The sequence below is a fragment of the Bilophila sp. 4_1_30 genome, from assembly GCF_000224655.1.
GTDB lineage: Bacteria > Desulfobacterota > Desulfovibrionia > Desulfovibrionales > Desulfovibrionaceae > Bilophila > Bilophila wadsworthia.
In genome coordinates this window covers 302,069-321,629 of record NZ_JH114234.1, presented here as the reverse complement: position 1 = coordinate 321,629, position 19,561 = coordinate 302,069, and the positions used below count along the sequence as shown (strand labels likewise).

Sequence of the window (19,561 nt, the reverse complement as noted above, 5' to 3'; positions counted from 1 at the left end):
GCGCGGGTGAAGCTGCCGGAACAGATCCAGTTGCCGCACGAGGTCGAGCCGTCGGCCTGCAACAGCGGGAAGCCGGGCACGCATTCGCCCTTCTTGTATTCCACGCCGTTGATGGTCACGTCCTTGAGGAAGTAGCCGTTGATGTACTTCGCCACCCGCTCGGGATCGTAGCGGCCCTTGCCGTCCACGAAGTCGGTGTTCGCCGCCAGAATAGGCTCGGGGAACGTGCCGCCGTCCTTGGCGTACAGTTCCTTGAGCCTGCTCATGACGCGCCAGAACACGTCGCCCGTAGAGATGGCGTCGCCGGGGCCTTCGGCGGCGGCATACTTCCACTGCATCCAGCGCCCGGAGTTGGCCTGGCTGCCTTCCTTTTCCACGGAGGCGGTCACGGGAAGCAGGAAGCATTCGGTCTTCACCTTCTTGGGATCGAGGCCGGGGCCCTTCCAGAAGGATGCCGTCTCGTTGTCGAAGATGTTGACGTGGACCATCCAGTCAAGGTTCTGCAACGCCTTCCGAACTTTATTGGAATTCGGGAGGCTGCACGCGGGATTCTGCCCCACGCAGGTGAGGCCCTTGATCTTGCCCGCATACATGGCGTCGATCATGCTCATGACCGAGGCGTCCTGCCCGTCGTCGAGCTTCGGCAGATAGTCGTAACCAAAGCCGTTTTCAGACGTCCCGCCTTCGGGATAGAAGGCCCGCATCAGGCTGGTGACGTACTTGCCGGTATTACTCATCCAGTTCAGGGACTGCGGGTTCGCCGTCCGGGGCGTGGTGCCCGCGATGTACTGCTCCAGCGTCTGCCACGAAGCCTTGGGAGCCTTGAGGTAGCCGGGCAGGTAATGCGACAGCAGAGCGTGGTCGGTAGACCCCTGCACGTTGGGCTCGCCGCGCAGGGCGTTGATGCCGCCGCCGCAGATGCCGATGTTGCCGAGCAGGAGCTGCACGATGGTCATCGTGCGGATGTTCTGCACGGCCACGGAATGGTGGCACTGGCCGAGGGCATACATGATGGTCCCGGCCTTGTCCGGCTTGCCGGTTGCGGCGAAGGCCTTATACACGGCCAGCAGATCCGCCTCGGGCGTCCCCGTGATCGAAGAAACCTTCTTCAGATCGTACCGGTCATAATGCTTCTTCATCAGCTGGAAGACGCAGTGCGGGTCCTTCAGCGTATCGTCGCGCTTGATCAGACCCTTGTCGTCCTTCTGGAACGACCACGAGGACTTGTCGTAGGCGTGTTTCTGCGCGTCGTAGCCGGAGAACAGGCCGTCGTTGAACGAGAACTTGGGGTTCACGAGGAACGCGGCGTTCGTGTAGCTCAGTACGTAATCCTTAAAATAGAGATCATGATCGAGGATATACTTGATCATGCCGCCGAGGAACGCGATGTCCGTGCCCGAGCGAAGCGGGGCGTACATGCTTGAGCGTGCCGACGTGCGGGTGAAACGGGGATCGACGTGGATGACCTCGGCCCCCTTGTCCTTTGCCTTGAGCACCCATTTGAACGAGATCGGGTGGTTTTCAGCTGCATTGCTGCCTTGAATGAGAATACAATCACTGTGCTGGAGATCGATCCAGTGATTCGTCATCGCGCCGCGTCCGAACGACTCTGCCAGAGCCGGTACAGTGGGGCCGTGTCAGACCCGGGCCTGGTGATCGATGTACACCAGGCCGTAGGAGCGGGCGAAGACGGCCATGGACCAGCACTCTTCGCTGTCGACGTTGGAGCTGCCCAGATGGGCAACGGACTCGACACGGTTGACGGTCTGCCCTTTCGCGTTCTTCTTGACGAAGCCGGCGTCACGCTCTTCCTTGAGGTGCCGCGCGATGCGATCGATGGCGAAATCCCAATCCTTTTCCTCCCACTTGTCGCCGTAGGGCGCGCGGTACAGCACCTTGTCCAAGCGGCGGTCGTTGGCGGCCGTGGTCTGGTAGATGCCCGCGCCCTTGGCGCACAGCGAGCCTTCATTGATGGGGTGTTCGGGGTCGCCTTCGATATTGATGATCTTGCCGGTCTTCGTATCGGCGCTGCACAAAAGCCCACACCCCACCGCGCAGTAGCAGCAGATGGAAGTGGACTGTTTGGCGGTTTTGATCCGGTCGTATTTGGTCAGTTCCTGAGCAAAGGCTTCGATGGGAAGCACACTCACGCCAAGGCTGGAGAGCAGGATTCCCGCGCCCAGCCCGCATGACAACTTGAGAAACGATCTGCGTTCCATAGTCACTCACACGATGATGAGGGTTATCCGAATGTCCGGACCGCTGACGGCGGACGGATTTTCGGAGAATTCCCAGTCACGGTACAGGAAGAAACCGTTTCATTCAAGGCGACCCCCTTTCTTTTTCGTAATGTTAACAGCCTATTGAGAAAACAAGTGCAATCTTCAATTATGCTTATAAAAGCATAATAAATCAGCGGGCTGTACGCGGAGGCAGCCCTGTCCGGAGCCTTCCGGACAAAATGGGGCGTGTCGTGCCCCCACCTAAAAAGGACGTGGTCTCACGGTATTAGGAATCTATCAAAAAAAGCAGATCTCTTTTGGGACAATCTCGGAAAATGAGCAGGATGTCCGCAATGTCGCGGAAAAACCGTTCTCCGGGATACGGCGAAGGCGTGGGGAAACCGTTTTAGCGGCGGGGCAAACATGGATACCGTGCCTCTCCTGCGGGTGCCACGGGGAATCCGCCTCATGGCCGGGATAGGGAACCTCCCGGCATCCGTTCATCCTGCGCAACAAAAAAGGACTGCCCCAAACAGGGCAATCCCTTCCATTGTATGAAGGCGACGGGCCGCCAGTGAGGAGCGCGAAGAAGAAGAAGAAGAAGAAGAAGAAGCAAGCAAACCATGAAAAACCGTCATGGAATCGCACGCCTTGAGCCGAAGCCTCGAACGGGCTGTCCCCCTGCCCTGCACATCCCGCCCAAGCCACACACGAGGCGGCGAGAACACTCTCCCCAGAAAAAGGGGAAAAGCACTCCGGAAGAAGCGCCATAGACGGAAAAGCACAACGCTTCCACCTCATACCGCCACCGCTCATCCGGCCAAAAGCCTCTTTCCGGCGCACAACGCCTCAAACAAACGTCATTTCTTGGTCAAACCGGACGAATACACGCAACAGCGGGACTTCCCGGACTGCTTCGCCGCGTACATGGCTATGTCGCTCTGCCGTACCAAGTCGTCCAGCTTCGTTCCCGGGTCCGCACTCGACGCGATGCCGATACTCGCGGACATCACGCGCAGGTAATCCGAAGCCTGAAACGCCCCCAACAGACTTTGCAAAAGCCGATTGGCCTTCTCTTCCAAAAACGCTAAAGACCGCTCACCAACAAGGCAGATCAAGAACTCATCACCGCCGAGCCGTACGATGAAATCCCCGGGGAACGCTTCCCGCATCAGCCGGGCAACGAGTTCGAGCGCCCCGTCGCCGATGTGGTGGCCGTGGGCGTCGTTCACTTTTTTGAAATCGTCCAAATCGACATACAGGAGGCTGAGCTGGTTCTCTTTCCTGTTCTCGTTCATATACTCATAGAAGAAGCGGCGGTTGTATAGTCCGGTCAGGGCATCGGTATTCGCGCTGATCCAGATCTGGTGCTCGAATGTCCGTTCGATGGTTACGTCGCGGCAGAAGCAGAACTGCCCCACCCGGTTGCGGAATACGTCAAAAATGGGTTCCTCATGGAGCTCTAGAATCCGCTCCTCGCCGTCGCCGTGCAACCGTATTTCGAAGTGCCCCTCCCCGTAGGTCTTGCAGAGGCTTTTCTGGATAACGTGCTTCCATTCCTCATAGGGCTTGCCGACGATGTTCTTTTCCTTCGCGGCGAAATACTCCTCAAACTTGGCGTTCACATTAATGATCCGCCCGTCGTTGCCGCTGATGAGGATCGCAAACGGCATATTCCGCAGGAAAATCTCCAGCTCCGCGCCCATGTTCGCAAGATCGGTCACGTCATGCGCGATGCCGACCGTCCCGAGAATCGTCCCGTCTTCGTCGAACAGCGGGGACTTGTATGTCTTGAACTGGCGCATCCCCTGTTTGCTCTTGACCATTTCGTCAAAAAGGCAGGTGCGCCTTTCCTCAAGCACGATCTCGTCAGACTCCAGACAAATGTACTCGCCCTGCTCGTATTCTTCCTTCTTCAAATCCCATATGTAATAGTGGCCGCGCCCCTGTACGTCCTCCTTCATCTTGCCTACGGCATGGCAAAAACCGTTGTTGACCTTCAGGTGCGACCCTTTTACATCCTTAAACCAAATAAGATCGGGAATGCTGTCGATGATCGTATCCAGATACGTCTGGGTCAGGCGGCTGTCTTTCCGATGCTTGACGCCCGCTAATATCTTTTTGAAGCGTACCGCACCGAAATCCCTATGGAAAGGCTTCACCCAGATGTCGTCGGCGGCCTCCAGAGAAGGGGTGCGGAGAACGGCGAACGCCTCCGCTTCCATGCAGAACACCAGGATCGCCCCCGGCTTGCACAGTGCTCGAACCGCTTCCGGACGCTCCGTCACGGGCAGATCAAGAACGATGATATCACTGCCCCGCACGGCTTCCGGAGAAAAACTCCGGTAACCGGAAACGTCATGCTCAAACCGTTCCAGCGGAGCGATGTTCCGTACGTCTGCCAAAAGCAGAGGATCCTCGCTGAAAACCCTGATGTCGAGCTTACACCTGTACACGTCCTATCCCCTTAAATGATGTATCACGGACGCCATGCCCGGCCTTCGTCAAAACCGGGCCTCCTCGGAAGCACGAAGCCCCCTCTTCCCCCCCAGCTCCCAGTGAAACGACTTCCTTCCCCAGCGAAAACGGTTCTCTCATTCTCTTGTTGACGGCACCTTGGCGTTCCTCTGGCTCAAAACAGGCTCCTCCGCCGACGGTTGGGTAAACCGGGAGCCCCTTTGTATCAGCCTATGCTGTTCAGCATTGCAATGCCAGCACTGTTTTGGGCCCTCCGTCGGTGCTATCGCGTAACCATCCATCATGATTTCCTTCATGCGGCACAGATTTTCTTCAGCGCGGCATCCGTTTCAGAAGCCGGGACGAAAGGCGCTTCACGATGGCCGAAGAAGGGGTGCGCCGCAGCGGGGACGGCAGCATGACCGCCAGCCGGGCGGCCTCGCCCCGAGAGAGGCTTGCGGCGGATTTTCCGAAGTAATGCCGGGCTGCGGCCTCCGCCCCATAAACGCCGTTGCCCCACTCCGCGACGTTCAGATACAGCTCAAGAATCCGTTCCTTGTCCAACGCGAGTTCGAGACGCCATGTCATGATGGCTTCCTTGATCTTCCGCAGGATAGAACGCTCAGGCGTAAACCACAGGTTCTTGGCAAGCTGCTGCGAGATGGTGCTGCCCCCGGCGGCCATCCGGCCTTTATCCCAGTTACGCTTCAACGCATCGTACATTTGGGAAAAATTGAATCCGTCGTGCTTCCAGAACAGATCGTCTTCGGACGTCACCACGGCTTGGCGCAGCGCCGGAGCAATGCGCTTGAGCGGAACCCACTGCTGCCGGATACGCATGGCCTTGCCGTCCTTCCCCTTGGGGCCGTCCTGCCATTGCTCCTGACGGTATTCCATAAAAGACGTGGTCCCCGGCTGTTCCGTCTCCAGCCAGCCGACAGGAGGCCACACCAGATATCTTCCGATATCCAGCATGAAGAAGAGGGTTACCCCGAAGAGCAAACTGCGTACCGGACGCTTTCGCCACGACGCGGCTCTATTTCGCACGTATGTTGTGAAAAAAGACATCGCAGGACCGTACCCCCATCACCCCGCTCCTGCAAGGAGGGATGCAGTCCCTGCCTGTGGAAAAGGCCAGCATTCGGAGAAAGGAGCATGGGGCTCCGAGCTTGGGAGCCTGCGGGAGAAAGATTGGAAAGCATCAAAAAAAGATTAAGTGATAGATTGTTACAAACGCTCAGGCAACGCTGCAATGAGAATATCCGCCGAAAACGTTTTCCGCCTTCGAGCGTCTTTTCCCCGACCCGAAAAAACGGCGCTGCCGGAATCCTCTTCCGACAGCGCCGCGTGCATACAGGGGAGACGTCATACGGAAACGCCCCTCCCTAAAGAACAACTTGCCCGCCATACGGCATCATGGTCCGTCCTCCCCTGACGTCAGGCCGGGGAATCGAGGAGATACCCGCCGTCGACGGTCACGGTGATGCCCGTCACATACGAGGAGGCGTCCGAAGCCAGCCAGACCAGCGTGCCGATAAGCTCGTCGGGGTGCCCCATCCGGTGCATGGGCGTGGCGTCCACCCCGCGCTGCGCCTTGGGTCGGTAGCTGCCGTCAGGGTTGAACAGCATCTGCGCGGGGTTGTTGTTCGGGAAAAACCCCGGAGCCACGGCGTTTACGCGCAGTTTCGGATTAAAGTCTCGGGCAAGATGCGCGGCAAGGGACTGGGTGAAATTGCTCACCCCGGCCTTGGCCGCGGCATAGGCGATATGCCCGCGGATAGCCGTGAACGCGCTGATGGAGCTGAAATTGATGATCGATCCGCCGCCGGGGTTGTCGAGCATCTTCGCGCCGTACGCGAGGCAAGGCCAGAAACAGCCGCCGAAGAGGTTCAGCGTCACCGTATCGAACTGCGGCTGTGCGTCGAGATCGAAAAGGCTCTGCTCGTCCGTGTAATACGCGCCCTTGACGTTGCCGCCCGCCGTGTTGATCACCACGTCGATCCCGCCGAAATCGCGCATCACGTCTTCGGCGTGTTGCCGGATCTCGTCCTGACTGAACGAATTTACCTTGTAGGGCTTTATCTCCACACCCGCGTCACTGGTTTCAGAAATCAGGGTGTCCAGCCGTTCCCTGCTGGAGTTGTAACACGCCGCCACGTTGGCCCCGGCATAGGCCATCGCCCGTACGGCGGCCCCGCCAAGGGCCCCGGAAGCACCGGTCACAACGGCGGTTTTCCCCTTCAAACTGAACAGCGCATGAATGTCCATCTCGTCCTCCTGACAGTTGACGTGCCTTGTCTCCATCTGACTCCAACCGTGAGGCTCATTCCTCATCAAGCCACGCGGCCTTCTCGAAACGCAGCGTCCGATCCGCGGGATAAGCCTGCTTCCAATAGGCCGCGCACGTTCCCGAAGTGACGCACCACAGCCCGGGGTCACCCGTAATCGCCCGCATGAGCCTGTCCAGCACGGCCCGGGCCGCCCCGAACTGCATGAGATACGGCTGGATCACAAATGTGGACTGCCTTCCCCACGCCCGCACCCCTTCCAGCTCGGCGGCCCAGTTTTCCCAAAGCGCCCGCGTCTGCACGAGCCCGCTCCCCTTGCCCACACCGGGGAAAAACATGAAGAACTGCGTATCCATCGCGTAATAATAGGGCAACATGAGCAGCGTACGCCGCCGGTCGTAATCCGTAATCCAGTAGTGCGGGATGTCGTCAGCCATGGAGTTGCCGAAATACCCGCAACCGGCTTCGAGCAGCAGTTCCCCTGTGGCGCCGGAAACCGAACCGCCCGGATAATCGTCCCCCGTGCGCGGCAGCGTGAACCATCCCTCAGGCCGCGTGCCCGTCAGCTCCGCAAGCCCCGAAAACGTCCGCTCAATGCGTTCCCGTTCTTCGTCGGGGGAAAGCCCCGCCACGTCCTCCTTGGCGAAGGAACCGGCGGCGATTTCGTGGCCGTCCGCATGGGCGCGGCGGACGCTCTCGGGAAAGGCCCGGGCCATCGCCAGCGGCACGGCGAACGTGGCCTTCACGCCGTAAGCGTTCAGATAGTCGATGAGCCAGTCGCCGGATACCGCATTGCCCCACACCGTCCGGGCATAGGCGATCGCCGCCTCATCAATACCCTCGGCACCGGCTGGCACGCTGTAGTCCACCACCACGGACACGGCGGCCTTGCCCGCAGGCCACACGATGCCGGAAGGCGACATTTCATCCGAAAGCGTGAAATCTTTTTTCCAAGGCATGGCGTCCTCCGGGATCAGGCTGAAGCCGGCCCTTCGGCCGGAAACCGTTCAAGGATGTAGTCAGCAAGCCACGCGGACGTGGCGAACAGCACGTCGCCGTCCTCCCGCGTCCGGCGGAAAAACCGCCGCAGCATTTCGAGACGGCAAAGCCTCCCGCACAGGTGCGGATGGATCACGATGTTCATATAGCCGGTCGTCTCGCGGGCGGCGGCATAGGCTTCGAGAAGCGTCTGGAGGAACGCTTCGGGGGACTGGATGCGCTGCTGCTCGTTGCGGCTTCCGAACCATCCGAAATAGAAAAACATCGCGTCGTCATGGATAAAACTGATCGGCAGGTTGAGCATCCATTTACCGATGTTTTCATAATAGACATAGAAGGGAAACTCACCCTGCGGCGTATAGGAAACATATGTGTAGGCGTGATCCCGGAGCGCGGCGAGGTCGTGCTCGCTGCGCGTGCCCGCCGGGTATTGTCCCGTCAGCCCCTTGATGAGCGTATCCGTCCTGTCGATGTGGACGGCCTCCTCCTCAAGCGTCGGGGGGATGTGGTGATCCCACATGTGATTGGCGATTTCGTGCCCTTCCCGCACGGCGCGCCGGAGTACTTCCGGATATAAGAGCCCCGTCTGTCCGGGCAGGAACAGCGTCGTCCTGACGTCGAATTCGCCGAACACGTCCAGCAGCCGCCACAATCCGGTCCGGCCCCCGAACTCGCCCTGCGCGCACCAGAGTTTCGGTTCGCGGAGGAACTTCCGGAAAATCATCGCGTCGAAATCGACCGTAAAGTTGATGATGACCCTGACGCCGCCGGGAAAGACGAATCCCGGGATAGCCTTGATCCGGCGGGCCGTTTTGTTCTTGAGCATCAACGGAGCTTCCTGCATCGCCTGTACTCCCTCTGGGTGAACCCCATTACACTTCAGTGATCATGCCGCCCGACAGATTGAGGGACTGCCCCGTCAGATACGAGGACACGTCCGAAGCCAGGAACAGCGCCGTCCTCACAATGTCGTCCACGCTGGCCATGCGGCCCAGCGGAATGTTTTTCCGGATGGCCTCGCGCAGGGTTTCGGCGGGAACGCCCAAACGTTCCGATTCCGCCGCCACCCGGGAATCCACCATCTCGCTCTCGACGGGGCCGGGACAGATGCTGTTGGCCCGGATCCCGTCTGCGGCGTACTCCACCGCCACGGACTTCAGGAGCATGATCAGCCCCGCCTTGCTGACGGAATAGCTGCTGTACCCCGGCAGGGGGCGCTTGCCCGCCCCCGACGCGACGGCGACCACGGACCCGCCGCGTGCCCGCATGAGGGGCAAAAACGCGTGCAGCAGGCGGAACGTGCCGTGTACGTTGATGTCCTGCGTGTGCAGCCACGTTTCAATGGAGTCTTCCGTCAGCTTCACGGGATCTGGGAAGACCCCCGCGCACTGGATCAGGATATCGATGCCCGGAAACAAGCGCCCGACCGCATCCCGCATGGCCTCGACCTGCGCGGCGGAGCATACGTCCGCCGTGAACGCCCGGGCCACCACCCCTTCGGCTTCCAGTTCCCGCGCCCGTTCGAACACACGCTCGTCCCTGTCGGCGAGGCAGACGGATACGCCCTGCCGGGCCAATGCTCCCGCAATGTGAAAACCGATGCCCCTTGCCTTCCCGGAACCCATCACAAATGCCGTCTTGCCTTTCAAATCCGTATACATAACGTGTATCCCTTGTTGTGGGCCGGACGGCAGCGGAGGAAGGAGGCCGCCCGGCCCGGGGAGTGGAGAATTCCCAAAAACCTAGAACTGGCGCGGCCCCCAGATCTTCATCCTGTGCCCCGCGAACAGGATGGCCGCACAGACGGCGATCATGACGACGTGCATGATGAGCATCCCGGAGATGCCGAACCCGCCCGGCATGGTCACCGAGACCAGCAGGAAGGGGAACAGCGGGATAAGGGCGTACACGTTGTTCAGGCCCACTTCAGCGGCCGCGGGCGTCTTGAAATCGCTGTCCACGATGCGCAGCAACGCCAGCCCGCTGGCCGCCGTCCCGGTAACCAGCCCGAACACGACCAGCAGCCGCTCCAGCCCGAAGGAGCCGACCCTGCGGCCGAGGTACAGCACGCCGAGAAGCGTGATGAGCGTGCACGCGGCGATGACGAGGATGAACGGAATGAAATACTTCATGACCGTCGCGGCGCTGACCGCCATGAGCGCGGAAATGATCATGTAGTCGATGGTGGTCCCGAGGATGCGGTTCTGCGCGTCATCGCTGTAGAAGGCATTCGCGGCGGTGTGGTTGATGACGAGGCGGACGATCATGCCCGCGAACAGCGCATAAAGGTAAATGAACCCGAAGGAGGCCGTCTGATAGTTCGGAGGAAGGACGAAATACTTGAGCACGTAGCAGACGATCCAGCCCAGCCCGTACACGGTGGCGGCAACGGCGAAGTGCAGCGCGAACGTATCCACGTTGCCGCTGTGGGTCGTCAACTGGCAGGCGGGAACCCGCTTATCTTCCGAGCGGAGGCCCTTCAGGAAATCGGAGGAAAGCTCCTTCGTGCCGTAGGTCGCATAGCCCTTGCGCAGTCCCCAGTTGGCGAGGGGCACGCCCACGAAGTTGGCGACCATGAACCCCGCCGCCGCGTAGGCCAGCCCCATGGAAACGCAGTCCGGCAAGCCATAGTCGTTTTGCCACGACATGCCCACGGAAAGGGCCTGACCGGGCCCGAAAGCAAAGCCGAACCCGGCGAGGAACCCCGTCGCGGAGGTCAGATCGGCCCCGGTGATCTTGGCGTAGAGCTCCGTAATCCCGTAGCCCACGGTCGCCTGAAGGCCGTAGAACAGCCAGAACAGCAGATCGATCCACAGAGCGCCCTTGATGAGCGTCATGCTGCGGCCCTTGGTGTGCGTGCTGAAGCAGCCTAGGCCGATGATCCCAAACCCGAAACTGAACAGATGGAAAGAAATCATCCCGAAATCGCCGACCTTGAGCGGCACCCAGCCCTCGGGCGAGGGATAGCCTATCCAACCCAAGTTGATCAGCGCAAACCCGAGCGTCCCGGCAATGATCCCCGCCGGAACAAGGTACTTCTGCAGAAACGTCACTTTGGCGCGCAGCCAGACGCTCAGGAGCAGAAGAAACGACATCCACATGACCGCCATCAGATAAGGAAGAAACGAGCTTTCCATGCTGCACCCGGAGAGTTGCGGGGCGCTTCCCGGCATGGGGAGGCGCGCCCGGGTTTCGAGGCCCTTCGTCCGCCCGGCGGCGACGAGGGAAAAGCCGGTGACGCGGGGAGGCAGTGGACTGAGCACGGGAAGGAACACCCCGCTCAGGCGCTTCTCGTTCAGAAGGCACTTGTAGATAAGCAAGCATAATGCCAACATGATATTTCATATAAAAGATGAAATTTCAGCATGATATTGACAAATCCGGATCAGCGTTATATTCCTTTTCCAAAAAACGGGACTGCATAATCCCGAAAACGGGATTTATCCGTAAAACGGGAATGGCCTCGGAGGTTCCGCCATGTACGCAGGGACAGTATCGCCATCGGACCCCATCCTCGCCGCGCTGACGCTCTCGCTCCACCTTTCGGCAACCCCGCTCAGCGAGAGGCACCTCTCCCTCATCACCGGGCAGCCCGAAGAAAACATCCGGCAGCTTTTATTGGATTTGGAAGGATTCGGCTTCGCCGCAAGGACCGAAGCGGGGTGGACCTGCGGCACAGTCCCGCCGTCCCTGCTCAGCGCGATGGCCGCCACGGTCCGGGCCAAGATTCCCGAATCCCGGATGCCTCACTATCTGGGCTTCCTCCTCCCGGACGCCCCGCTTGAAGAATGCGAACTCGTGGTGCGGTATCTGGACGAGGAACTGAACCAGCAGGCCCCGGAAACCCTGCTCTGCCTCGAATTCGTCATCCGATACCTGCGGGACTGGGGAGAAACCCACGCCAACGCGGCCTTCCAAAAAAGCTCGCAGTACGCGGAGCTGGTCCTCATCGTGCAGAGCCAGTGCCTGTTCCTCAACGACCAGATGCAGATGGCGGTCAAGCTGACGCCCATCGCCTATGCCCTGACGCAACAGTCCGGAAATGAGCGCTTCAGGACACTGGTGGCGATTTTCGGGTGCTATCTCAAGGTGTTTTCCGACGAGCCGCTGCCGCAGGACATTTCCCGGTACGTGGAGCGGCTTGGGGAACTCCCGGATCTCGGGGACAAGGAAATGCAGGACTGCCTGCCGCTGTTCCGGGGCATCCTGCATTACGTGCGCGGCGAGTACCCGCATGTCCTGAAATATTATGAACAAAAACTGGAAGTCTACGGCTGGAAATACCGGCGCTTCGCCATGCTGCTTGCATCCTGCGCCAGCCAGTCCGCGTTCTACCTGCGGCAATACCACCTCTCGCTCGGCATCAACGAATCGTCCCGCCGCACGGCGGCCCTTGCCGGGGACCGTATGCTCTCCATGTTCTGGATGCTGCATCTGGCTTTCGCCATGCTCCGCGTCGGGGACATGGACGCCGCCCTCCTCAATCTGGACTGCCTGTTCATGGCATTCGACGCACGGCAGTACAACAAGACCGCCGTCAGCACCGTCCGGGGCATCGCACTCTACCATTATCTGAACGGGCGCCTCCGGTCCGCCCACGCCCTGCTCACCGGGCAGGCCGCGAGGGGCGTCTCTCCCAACGCGCCGCACGTCCCCTTCGAAGACCCCCTCAACCTCGACATGCTCTATGCGCTGGAGCAGGCCGGGTTTCCGCCAATCTCGCGGTACCCGCTCGATCTTATCGTAAAAAAGCTCAAGGAAGGCGCCAACCGCCAGCTCAGGGGGGCTGCGCTGCGTATTGAAGCCCTCCGTCTGCGGGATCGCGGCGGAGATCCGGAGCGTGAGCAGACGCTGCTGCGCGAGAGCCTGGACTGCATCTCCGGAACGGGCGATCGCCGCGAAGAAGCCCTCAGCGCCAATGAACTGGCGAACGTCCTCGAACGGATCGGCGATGCGGCCTCGGCGGCGGCCCTGCGGGATCAGGCGGAAGCCTGCGCCGGGTTCCGCGTCGATCGAAGCGTTTCCTACCAGCAGATGGTCCTTCTTTTAACCCGCCATTCCCAGGGAAACAGGCTCCCCGCCCTCGGCGACGGGCATTACGACTGCCCGCAGGACTCCTGCGTGGAACGCTGCCACCGCGCGTTCAACGTTTTCTCCAATGAAACATGCCTGACCAGCGCCCTGCACCGCTTGGTCGCCATCGCCCAGAAGGAATTGAAGTCGGAACGCGGAGCGCTGTTCCGGCGGGACGAGGACAACCGGCTTGCCTGCGTCGCGGCCGTCAACCTGACCGACATGGAACTGAAAAGCGAGCAGATGCGCCCGTGCCTCGAATGGCTCGACGGCTTTTCCGACCGCCCTGCCGCTCCGGGACGCGGCGAGCAAGGGCTTTGTTTGCCTCTCGACATCGGCGAATCCGGCCTTTGGCTGCTCTACCTGGACAGCACCTTTACCGACGGCTCATTCGCCCACCTCCATCAGCCCGAGCTCCATACCCTCTCCTATTTGTTCGCCTCGGAAGTACGCTCCGCCCTGCGCCTCAAAAAAGTGCGCGACGAGGAGTCGCGGCACCAGAAGGAGCGCTTCCAGTCCGTCGTACTCCAAGAGGACAGAAACATTGCCCCCTTGTTCGGAACCGGCCTCGGGGAGCTGCTCGAACAGGTCAGGCACGTGAGCGTGACGGACGCGCCCGTGCTCATTCTGGGGGAAACCGGCGTCGGGAAGGAGGTCATGGCCCGGCAGATCCACCTCATGAGCCGCCGGAGCGGGCCTTTCATCGCGGTTCACCCCGCGAGCACCCCGGAACACCTTTTCGAGAGCGAGTTCTTCGGCCATGAGCGCGGCGCGTTCACCGGAGCCATCAAGCAAAAGCTCGGCTTCTTCGAAATGGCCGACGAGGGGACGCTCTTCATCGACGAAGTGGGAGACATCCCTCCGGCGATCCAGACGAAACTCCTCCGCGTCCTTCAGGAGCAGCGTTTTATCCGGGTCGGCGGCACGCGGGAAATCTATTCTTCCTTCCGGCTCATCACCGCCACGAATAAAAACCTGTGGCAGGAAGTGCAGGAAGGCCGTTTCCGTGAGGACCTGCTCTACCGCATCTCGGTCGTCCCGCTCATGCTGCCGCCGCTGCGCGAACGCAGGCAGGACATCATCCCCCTTGTGCAGAACTTCATGGAGCATTTCTGCCGCCGCTACAACCAGCTCCCGTTCGCCTTGAATCAGGAGGAAACCGCCGTCCTCCGCAGTTACGATTGGCCCGGAAACATCAGGGAACTCAAGAACGTGATCGAGCGGGCGGTCATCCTGAACCGTCTTCCGGCCCTGAACGTGCCGCACTCGCCGCCGAACCGGAAAACCAGCGAGGAAACGCCAAGCCGCCACGGGTTTGTGGTCAACGACATTCCCACACTCGACGAGCTCGAGAGGCGTTATCTCGAATATATTTTTAATATCGCCTCAGGCTGCGTGTACGGGGAAAAAGGCATGACGGAACTGCTCAATCTCAAGCGTTCCACGTTGTACACAAAGCTAAAAAAACACGGTATTATGCTGCGATAACAGCCCGCACGCCGCCAGCCCTCGCCGTATGGCTTCCGTCCGGCGGTGGCAAAATGACGGACAATTCGCGATCATCCCTTGTGAAGAGGGAGAGGAACAGTTAGAGTGTTAAATACATTGTGATACCTTACAGCAAAGTTCTACACGGGCTCATTCTTCAAAGGGCTGGCATTCGGCCAACAGGCATGAATGCCTATGGAATTTGTTTTTCATATAGTATATGCGACATACAGATATGATATGTCTATATTGACAAAACAGGAAAAACCTTTTTCATAGCGTTATGTGTGAAAGCGTTTTCTGGCGGGCCGCCGGAGATGACGCCTTACGGTCCGGAGATGTGCTGGATGCGGCTGAGCCCGGCTACAGCCTGCTCCAACCCTTATATGGATGACCTTGGATACGGCAACGATCCAGACTTTTTTCCACAGACCGGAATTCGTCATCAGCAATTCGGAGGGCGATGCGGAATGCGCATCATCAGGAATCCCAAAAACAATCCCTATTGGATCGTTATTACCGTCTTTCTTCTCATTTTTCTGATGGTGGGCGTCCTGTGCCTTCAATATTACAAGGGCCTCCAGAGCACGATCAAAAACGAGAGCCACGAATACTTGCAGGAAATTTCCAGGCAGATCGCCGGAAACGCGAGCAGGAATATCCAAGACAACTTTGCCGTGCTCGGCACCATTTCCAGCGTGCTCAAGAGTTCCGGCGTCAAGACCTACGAAGCGTTGCAGCCCGAGGTCCTTGCCCAGCAAACATTCTGGAATTATAAAGATATTCTGCTTATTGACGGCAACGGAAACGCTTATGACGCCCACGGGAACGTCGTCCTGCTCAGCGGCGACGAATACTTGCGCGAAGCCGTAGTGAACCGCCGCCGCGCCATGTCCCCTTCCCAGGTCATCAACGGGACCGAGTGCATCGTCTTCGTCATCCCTTTGAACGGCCTCGTCATCAACGGCACTCCCATGTACGCGCTGGCCGCCACCTATGATCTGGCCACCTTCGACCACATCATCTCCGTAAACGTCTTCTCCGGCAGAGGATACGTCCACATCATCCAGAAAGACGGCGCGATGGTGATCCGGTCCAGTTCACAATACGCGCCCCAGACCGGCTACAACCTTTTGAGTTCCCTTTCCTCGGTCATGATGGAGGATGGGATGTCCCTTCCACAGATCAAGGCCGACATGGGCATGGGCAATTCCGGCGTGGTGGCCTACAGCGACAAGGAAGGCAGGCGGGTATACATGGCCTATACCCCTCTGGGGAATTCGGAGTGGTATCTGATGGGGTTCGTCCCGGTGGAGGTGGTGAACGCCAAGTCCGAATTGCTCATGCGGACCACCCTGCTGCTGTGCGCCGCCATCACGCTGGCTTTCGCCATGCTCGTGGCGTATCAGATGCTGACCTATTCCCGCCACAAGCATAAGCTCGAACAGATCGCCTACGTGGACCCCATCACCGGCGGCAACACCATCGAACGCTTCTACGAGCTGGCCACGGAACTCATCAAGGCGGCGGGCAAGACCCAATATTCCCTCGTCTACCTCAACGTGGAAAAATTCAAGCTGCTGAACGAGGAATTCGGTCGCCAGACGTGCGACGAAATGCTGCGCTGCCTTCACGACGGCATCACGTCGGATCTCTCGCCCCATGAATGCATGGGACGGCTGTTTGCCGACAACTTCTGCATTCTGGCCGTCTACGCCAATGAAGAGCAGATACTGAAGCGCTTTGAGGCATGGTATGAGGCCGCCGGGCGTTTGCAGGACGCCAAAAGCGTATGGCTCTCTCCCATTGTGGAGTTCGGCGTCTACGTCATCAACAATGATTCCCTGCCTTTCCCCCACATGATCGACCGGGCCAAGCTGGCCCTCAAGGAAACCTCCACCGAACTCAGGGGGCGGCTGCGCTACGCCGTGTATGACGATGCCATCCGCCGCCAGCTTTTCCGGGAGAAGCATCTGGAAAACATCATGGGGGCGGCCCTGCAGAACAGGGAATTCCAGGTCTACCTGCAGCCCAAGTACCGGACCGAAAGCGAAACCATCGGCGGCGCAGAGGCGCTGGTCCGCTGGATGAGCGCTGAAGGCATGATCTATCCCGACGAGTTCATCTCGCTGTTCGAAAAGAACGGGTTCATCATCCAGCTGGACCTCTGGGTGTTCGAAGAGGTTTGCCTCCGCATCCGGGCGTGGCTCGACGCCGGGCTGACCCCGGTAAAAGTATCGGTGAACTGCTCCCGCGTGCAACTCAAAAATCCCCTTTTCCTGGAGCGCTACATCGAAATCTGCCAGAGGTGCGGCACGCCGCCGCAATACATTGAAATCGAGCTCACGGAAAACGTGGTGTTCGAGGACGTGGACAAGCTCAGCAAGATCATCGACGCCATTCATGCGGCCGGTTTCGGTTGCGCTATGGACGACTTCGGGAGCGGCTATTCCTCCCTCAACCTGATTCAGAACATCCCGGTGGACACCATCAAGCTCGATAAGGTCTTCTTCCGCAATGGAGCGTTGGACATAAAGCGCACCGAATCCGTGGTGGGGAGCATCCTCGCCATGTCCCGCTCGCTGGACATGACCACCGTGGCCGAAGGCGTGGAAGAACGCGTTCAGGTGGACATGCTCAAGCGTCTGGGATGCGACTATATCCAAGGCTACTATTTCGCCAAGCCCATGCCCATTCCCGATTTCGAACGGCTTGCCTTCGGCGCGGCGCTCAAAGACGATCCCGAGGAAACGAAGCTATCATGATCGGCATCAGAATCATTTTCTGCCTGTTCCTGCTCGCGCTGTCCTCGGCCTGTGAACGGCCGGACAGCGCGGATCCCGTTGATGTGCTTACCCAGTCACCCCCCTCCAAAGACAGAATCCCGGTAACCGTGCTCGTTAAAAACGCCTTTTCCATCAATGCCTTTGAACGGATGGTCGAGGAGAAGTTTCCTCAGATCGATATCATTCAGGTGGGCAATTTTACCAGCGACAGGGGCATCGTGGAATACAAGCGGCGCTTGGAACACGATGACCTGACCGACATTATCATGACGTGGCCTTTGGATGTTGGGGAAACGCACTGGGAAAGCCGCCTGCTCGATCTTTCGAGTATGCCTTTCACCAGCAGGTACAACACCGCCATGCTCAACAGCATAGCCCGCGACGGCAAACTCTATTACCTGCCCGGACCGGCGCAGGTGCGGGGCATCGTATACAATAAAACCCTCTTTGAGGAAAAAGGCTGGAAGGTCCCGAACGATTTCAACAGCTTCATAGCCTTGTGCCAGACAATCGAAGCCAGCGGCATACGTTCCATCCAGCTCGGCTTCGGCAATTCCGAAGTGCTGGATACGGCCTTCGTGGGCTACAGCTACGGAAACTGCTTCAGCACCCCGGCCGATGCCCAATGGCTGGCCGACTACAACAAGGGCCGGGGCAGCTTCGGGCAGCATTTCCGCCCCGCCCTCAATACGTTTCAAACCATGATCGACGCCGGCGTCTGGAAAAAAAGCGATCTGAGCCTGACCTATGCCGAAAGGGAAACCATGCTGTTCAACCGCCAGTGCGCCATGGTCGAGGATTCGGTGCTCATTGCCCGAAGGGGATACTCCCTCACCGGCTCCACCGATCAGTTCGCGCTCATGCCTTTCTTCAGCCCCGGCACCCCTTGCGACTGGGCCCGCCTCTATATGGTGTGTTATGTCGGTTTGAACAAGCATCTGGGCGAACCCCAGAACAAAAAGAAATACGATCTCGTCATGCAGCTGATGGATTACATCAGCACGCCGGAAGGACAGATCGCTCTGGCGGCGGACACGGGGGCCATGTATTCCAGCGTAAAGAAAGTCCCCGCGCCGGATATCCCGGAAATTGCGGACATGCTCCCGGCCTTGAGTCATGGGCGGTACGCCATCTTTCCTGAGTTGAAGAACGCTCAGGACGCCTTGCGGGAAGGTTTGGCGGGGATGCTCGCGGGTGCCCTCACGCCGGATGACGTCATCCGGATGGTAGATCACCAAAACAAGAACCCCCTGCCTCCGAAGGCTTGCACTGTCATCGGAGAAGCAACCGCGGACTTCACGCTCATAGAAACGGGGAATTTCCTCACCGATGCCATGAGGGCCAAGGCCGGGGCGGACGTCGCTCTCTTCCTCGACAGCGGCAAGGACGGGAAATACAACGGCAAGGGGGTCAGCGCACGGTTCTATAAAGGCCCCCAGACCACCAATGACGTGATCCGGGTTCTCCCCGATATGAAGCACGGCGAATCGGGCGTGCTGCAGGTCGTGGACATGACGGGGGAAAACCTGCTCCGGACGTTGGAATACGCAATACCGGTCGACAACGACATCCGAGGATGGTTCTACTACTTCTCCGGCCTGAAGATGACCTACGCGCCCTCCGCCATGCCCGGAAAACGCATCATCAAAATAACCGATGCGGAGGGCAAGCCTCTTGAGGCCCAACGGGTCTATACGGTCGCGGTCATGGATCAGACCTTTCCTGAAGATGCGATCCAATCCTTGACGGACACGGGGATCAGCATCCAGGACCTGCTGACTGAAGCCATACAGTCGCGCAAAACCATCACTCCCGGCAAAGACGGACGGTTCATCATCCGGTAGCCTGCTCCACGCGGCACAACCGTATCCCCCGCCTATGCGGGACCTACCCCATCTCGAAAAAACGAATGGCCAAGGGGAAGATCCCTTGGCCATTCAGCATGTTGAGGTATACGCAGCCTCTTGCTCTTCCGAGAATGGAATGAACTTTCGAGCGGTGACACGTTTAAAGGTTCATTCTGCCGAAAACGTCATTTTCGACTGAATCCACACAGGATTGCCTCCCCCGCGCGGACGTCCGCACCAGCGTATTTCAAGCCGAATACCTCTAACCGCATATAAGAGACACCCGCCAACATCCGTGCGGGAGCGCTATTGCGCCGCTGTGCCGGAACCCCCGGCTTCCGCCTCATGCGCCCATAAGGGGGAAGGCGCCTGATGGCAGGCCTTGCAGTCCGTGGGCCCCG

11 protein-coding genes are annotated in these 19,561 nt (G+C 59.3%); 3 read left to right on the top strand and 8 right to left on the bottom strand.

Going from position 1 to position 19,561, the window contains the following annotated elements:
* The 8 genes from fdnG to HMPREF0178_RS17540 all read right to left on the bottom strand — a co-directional run.
* Positions 1 to 2,219: formate dehydrogenase-N subunit alpha (fdnG, locus tag HMPREF0178_RS17580; protein WP_157134979.1), on the bottom strand; the 2,219-nt coding region annotated here is incomplete at its 3' end.
* Between the two features lie 863 nt (positions 2,220 to 3,082).
* Positions 3,083 to 4,678, bottom strand: a complete 1,596-nt coding sequence (locus tag HMPREF0178_RS17570) for a diguanylate cyclase domain-containing protein (RefSeq protein ID WP_009381197.1) — start codon at positions 4,676 to 4,678, stop codon at positions 3,083 to 3,085.
* A 334-nt stretch (positions 4,679 to 5,012) separates the two neighbouring features.
* Complete coding sequence (mtgA, locus tag HMPREF0178_RS17565; protein WP_232281317.1) at positions 5,013 to 5,681, bottom strand: monofunctional biosynthetic peptidoglycan transglycosylase; 669 nt, start codon at positions 5,679 to 5,681, stop codon at positions 5,013 to 5,015.
* 435 nt (positions 5,682 to 6,116) lie between these two features.
* On the bottom strand, positions 6,117 to 6,947 hold the full coding sequence (locus HMPREF0178_RS17560) for an SDR family oxidoreductase (protein WP_009381195.1): 831 nt from the start codon (positions 6,945 to 6,947) through the stop codon (positions 6,117 to 6,119).
* Positions 6,948 to 7,002: 55 nt separating this feature from the next.
* The gene (locus HMPREF0178_RS17555) at positions 7,003 to 7,926 is read right to left on the bottom strand and encodes a polysaccharide deacetylase family protein (protein WP_009381194.1); all 924 of its coding nucleotides are present in this window, start codon (positions 7,924 to 7,926) and stop codon (positions 7,003 to 7,005) included.
* Between the two features lie 14 nt (positions 7,927 to 7,940).
* Complete coding sequence (locus HMPREF0178_RS17550) at positions 7,941 to 8,792, bottom strand: polysaccharide deacetylase family protein (RefSeq protein WP_232281316.1); 852 nt, start codon at positions 8,790 to 8,792, stop codon at positions 7,941 to 7,943.
* 46 nt (positions 8,793 to 8,838) lie between these two features.
* Positions 8,839 to 9,627, bottom strand: coding sequence for an SDR family NAD(P)-dependent oxidoreductase (locus HMPREF0178_RS17545; protein WP_009381192.1), 789 nt, complete (start codon positions 9,625 to 9,627; stop codon positions 8,839 to 8,841).
* Between the two features lie 81 nt (positions 9,628 to 9,708).
* Entirely contained in the window at positions 9,709 to 11,301 is a 1,593-nt protein-coding gene (locus HMPREF0178_RS17540) for a sodium/glutamate symporter (protein ID WP_009381191.1), read from the bottom strand.
* Positions 11,302 to 11,443: 142 nt separating this feature from the next.
* Here HMPREF0178_RS17540 and HMPREF0178_RS17535 point away from each other — a divergent pair, with 142 nt between their 5' ends.
* The 3 genes from HMPREF0178_RS17535 to HMPREF0178_RS17525 all read left to right on the top strand — a co-directional run bounded on the left by HMPREF0178_RS17535 (position 11,444) and on the right by HMPREF0178_RS17525 (position 19,157).
* On the top strand, positions 11,444 to 14,527 hold the full coding sequence (locus HMPREF0178_RS17535; protein WP_009381190.1) for a sigma-54-dependent Fis family transcriptional regulator: 3,084 nt from the start codon (positions 11,444 to 11,446) through the stop codon (positions 14,525 to 14,527).
* 470 nt (positions 14,528 to 14,997) lie between these two features.
* On the top strand, positions 14,998 to 17,292 hold the full coding sequence (locus tag HMPREF0178_RS17530; RefSeq protein WP_009381189.1) for an EAL domain-containing protein: 2,295 nt from the start codon (positions 14,998 to 15,000) through the stop codon (positions 17,290 to 17,292).
* Positions 17,289 to 19,157 carry an extracellular solute-binding protein gene (locus HMPREF0178_RS17525; protein WP_009381188.1) on the top strand — a complete coding sequence of 623 codons (1,869 nt, stop codon included), beginning with the start codon at positions 17,289 to 17,291 and terminating at the stop codon, positions 19,155 to 19,157. The genes HMPREF0178_RS17530 and HMPREF0178_RS17525 overlap by 4 nt, the downstream gene beginning before the upstream one ends.
* Positions 19,158 to 19,561 lie beyond the last annotated feature (404 nt).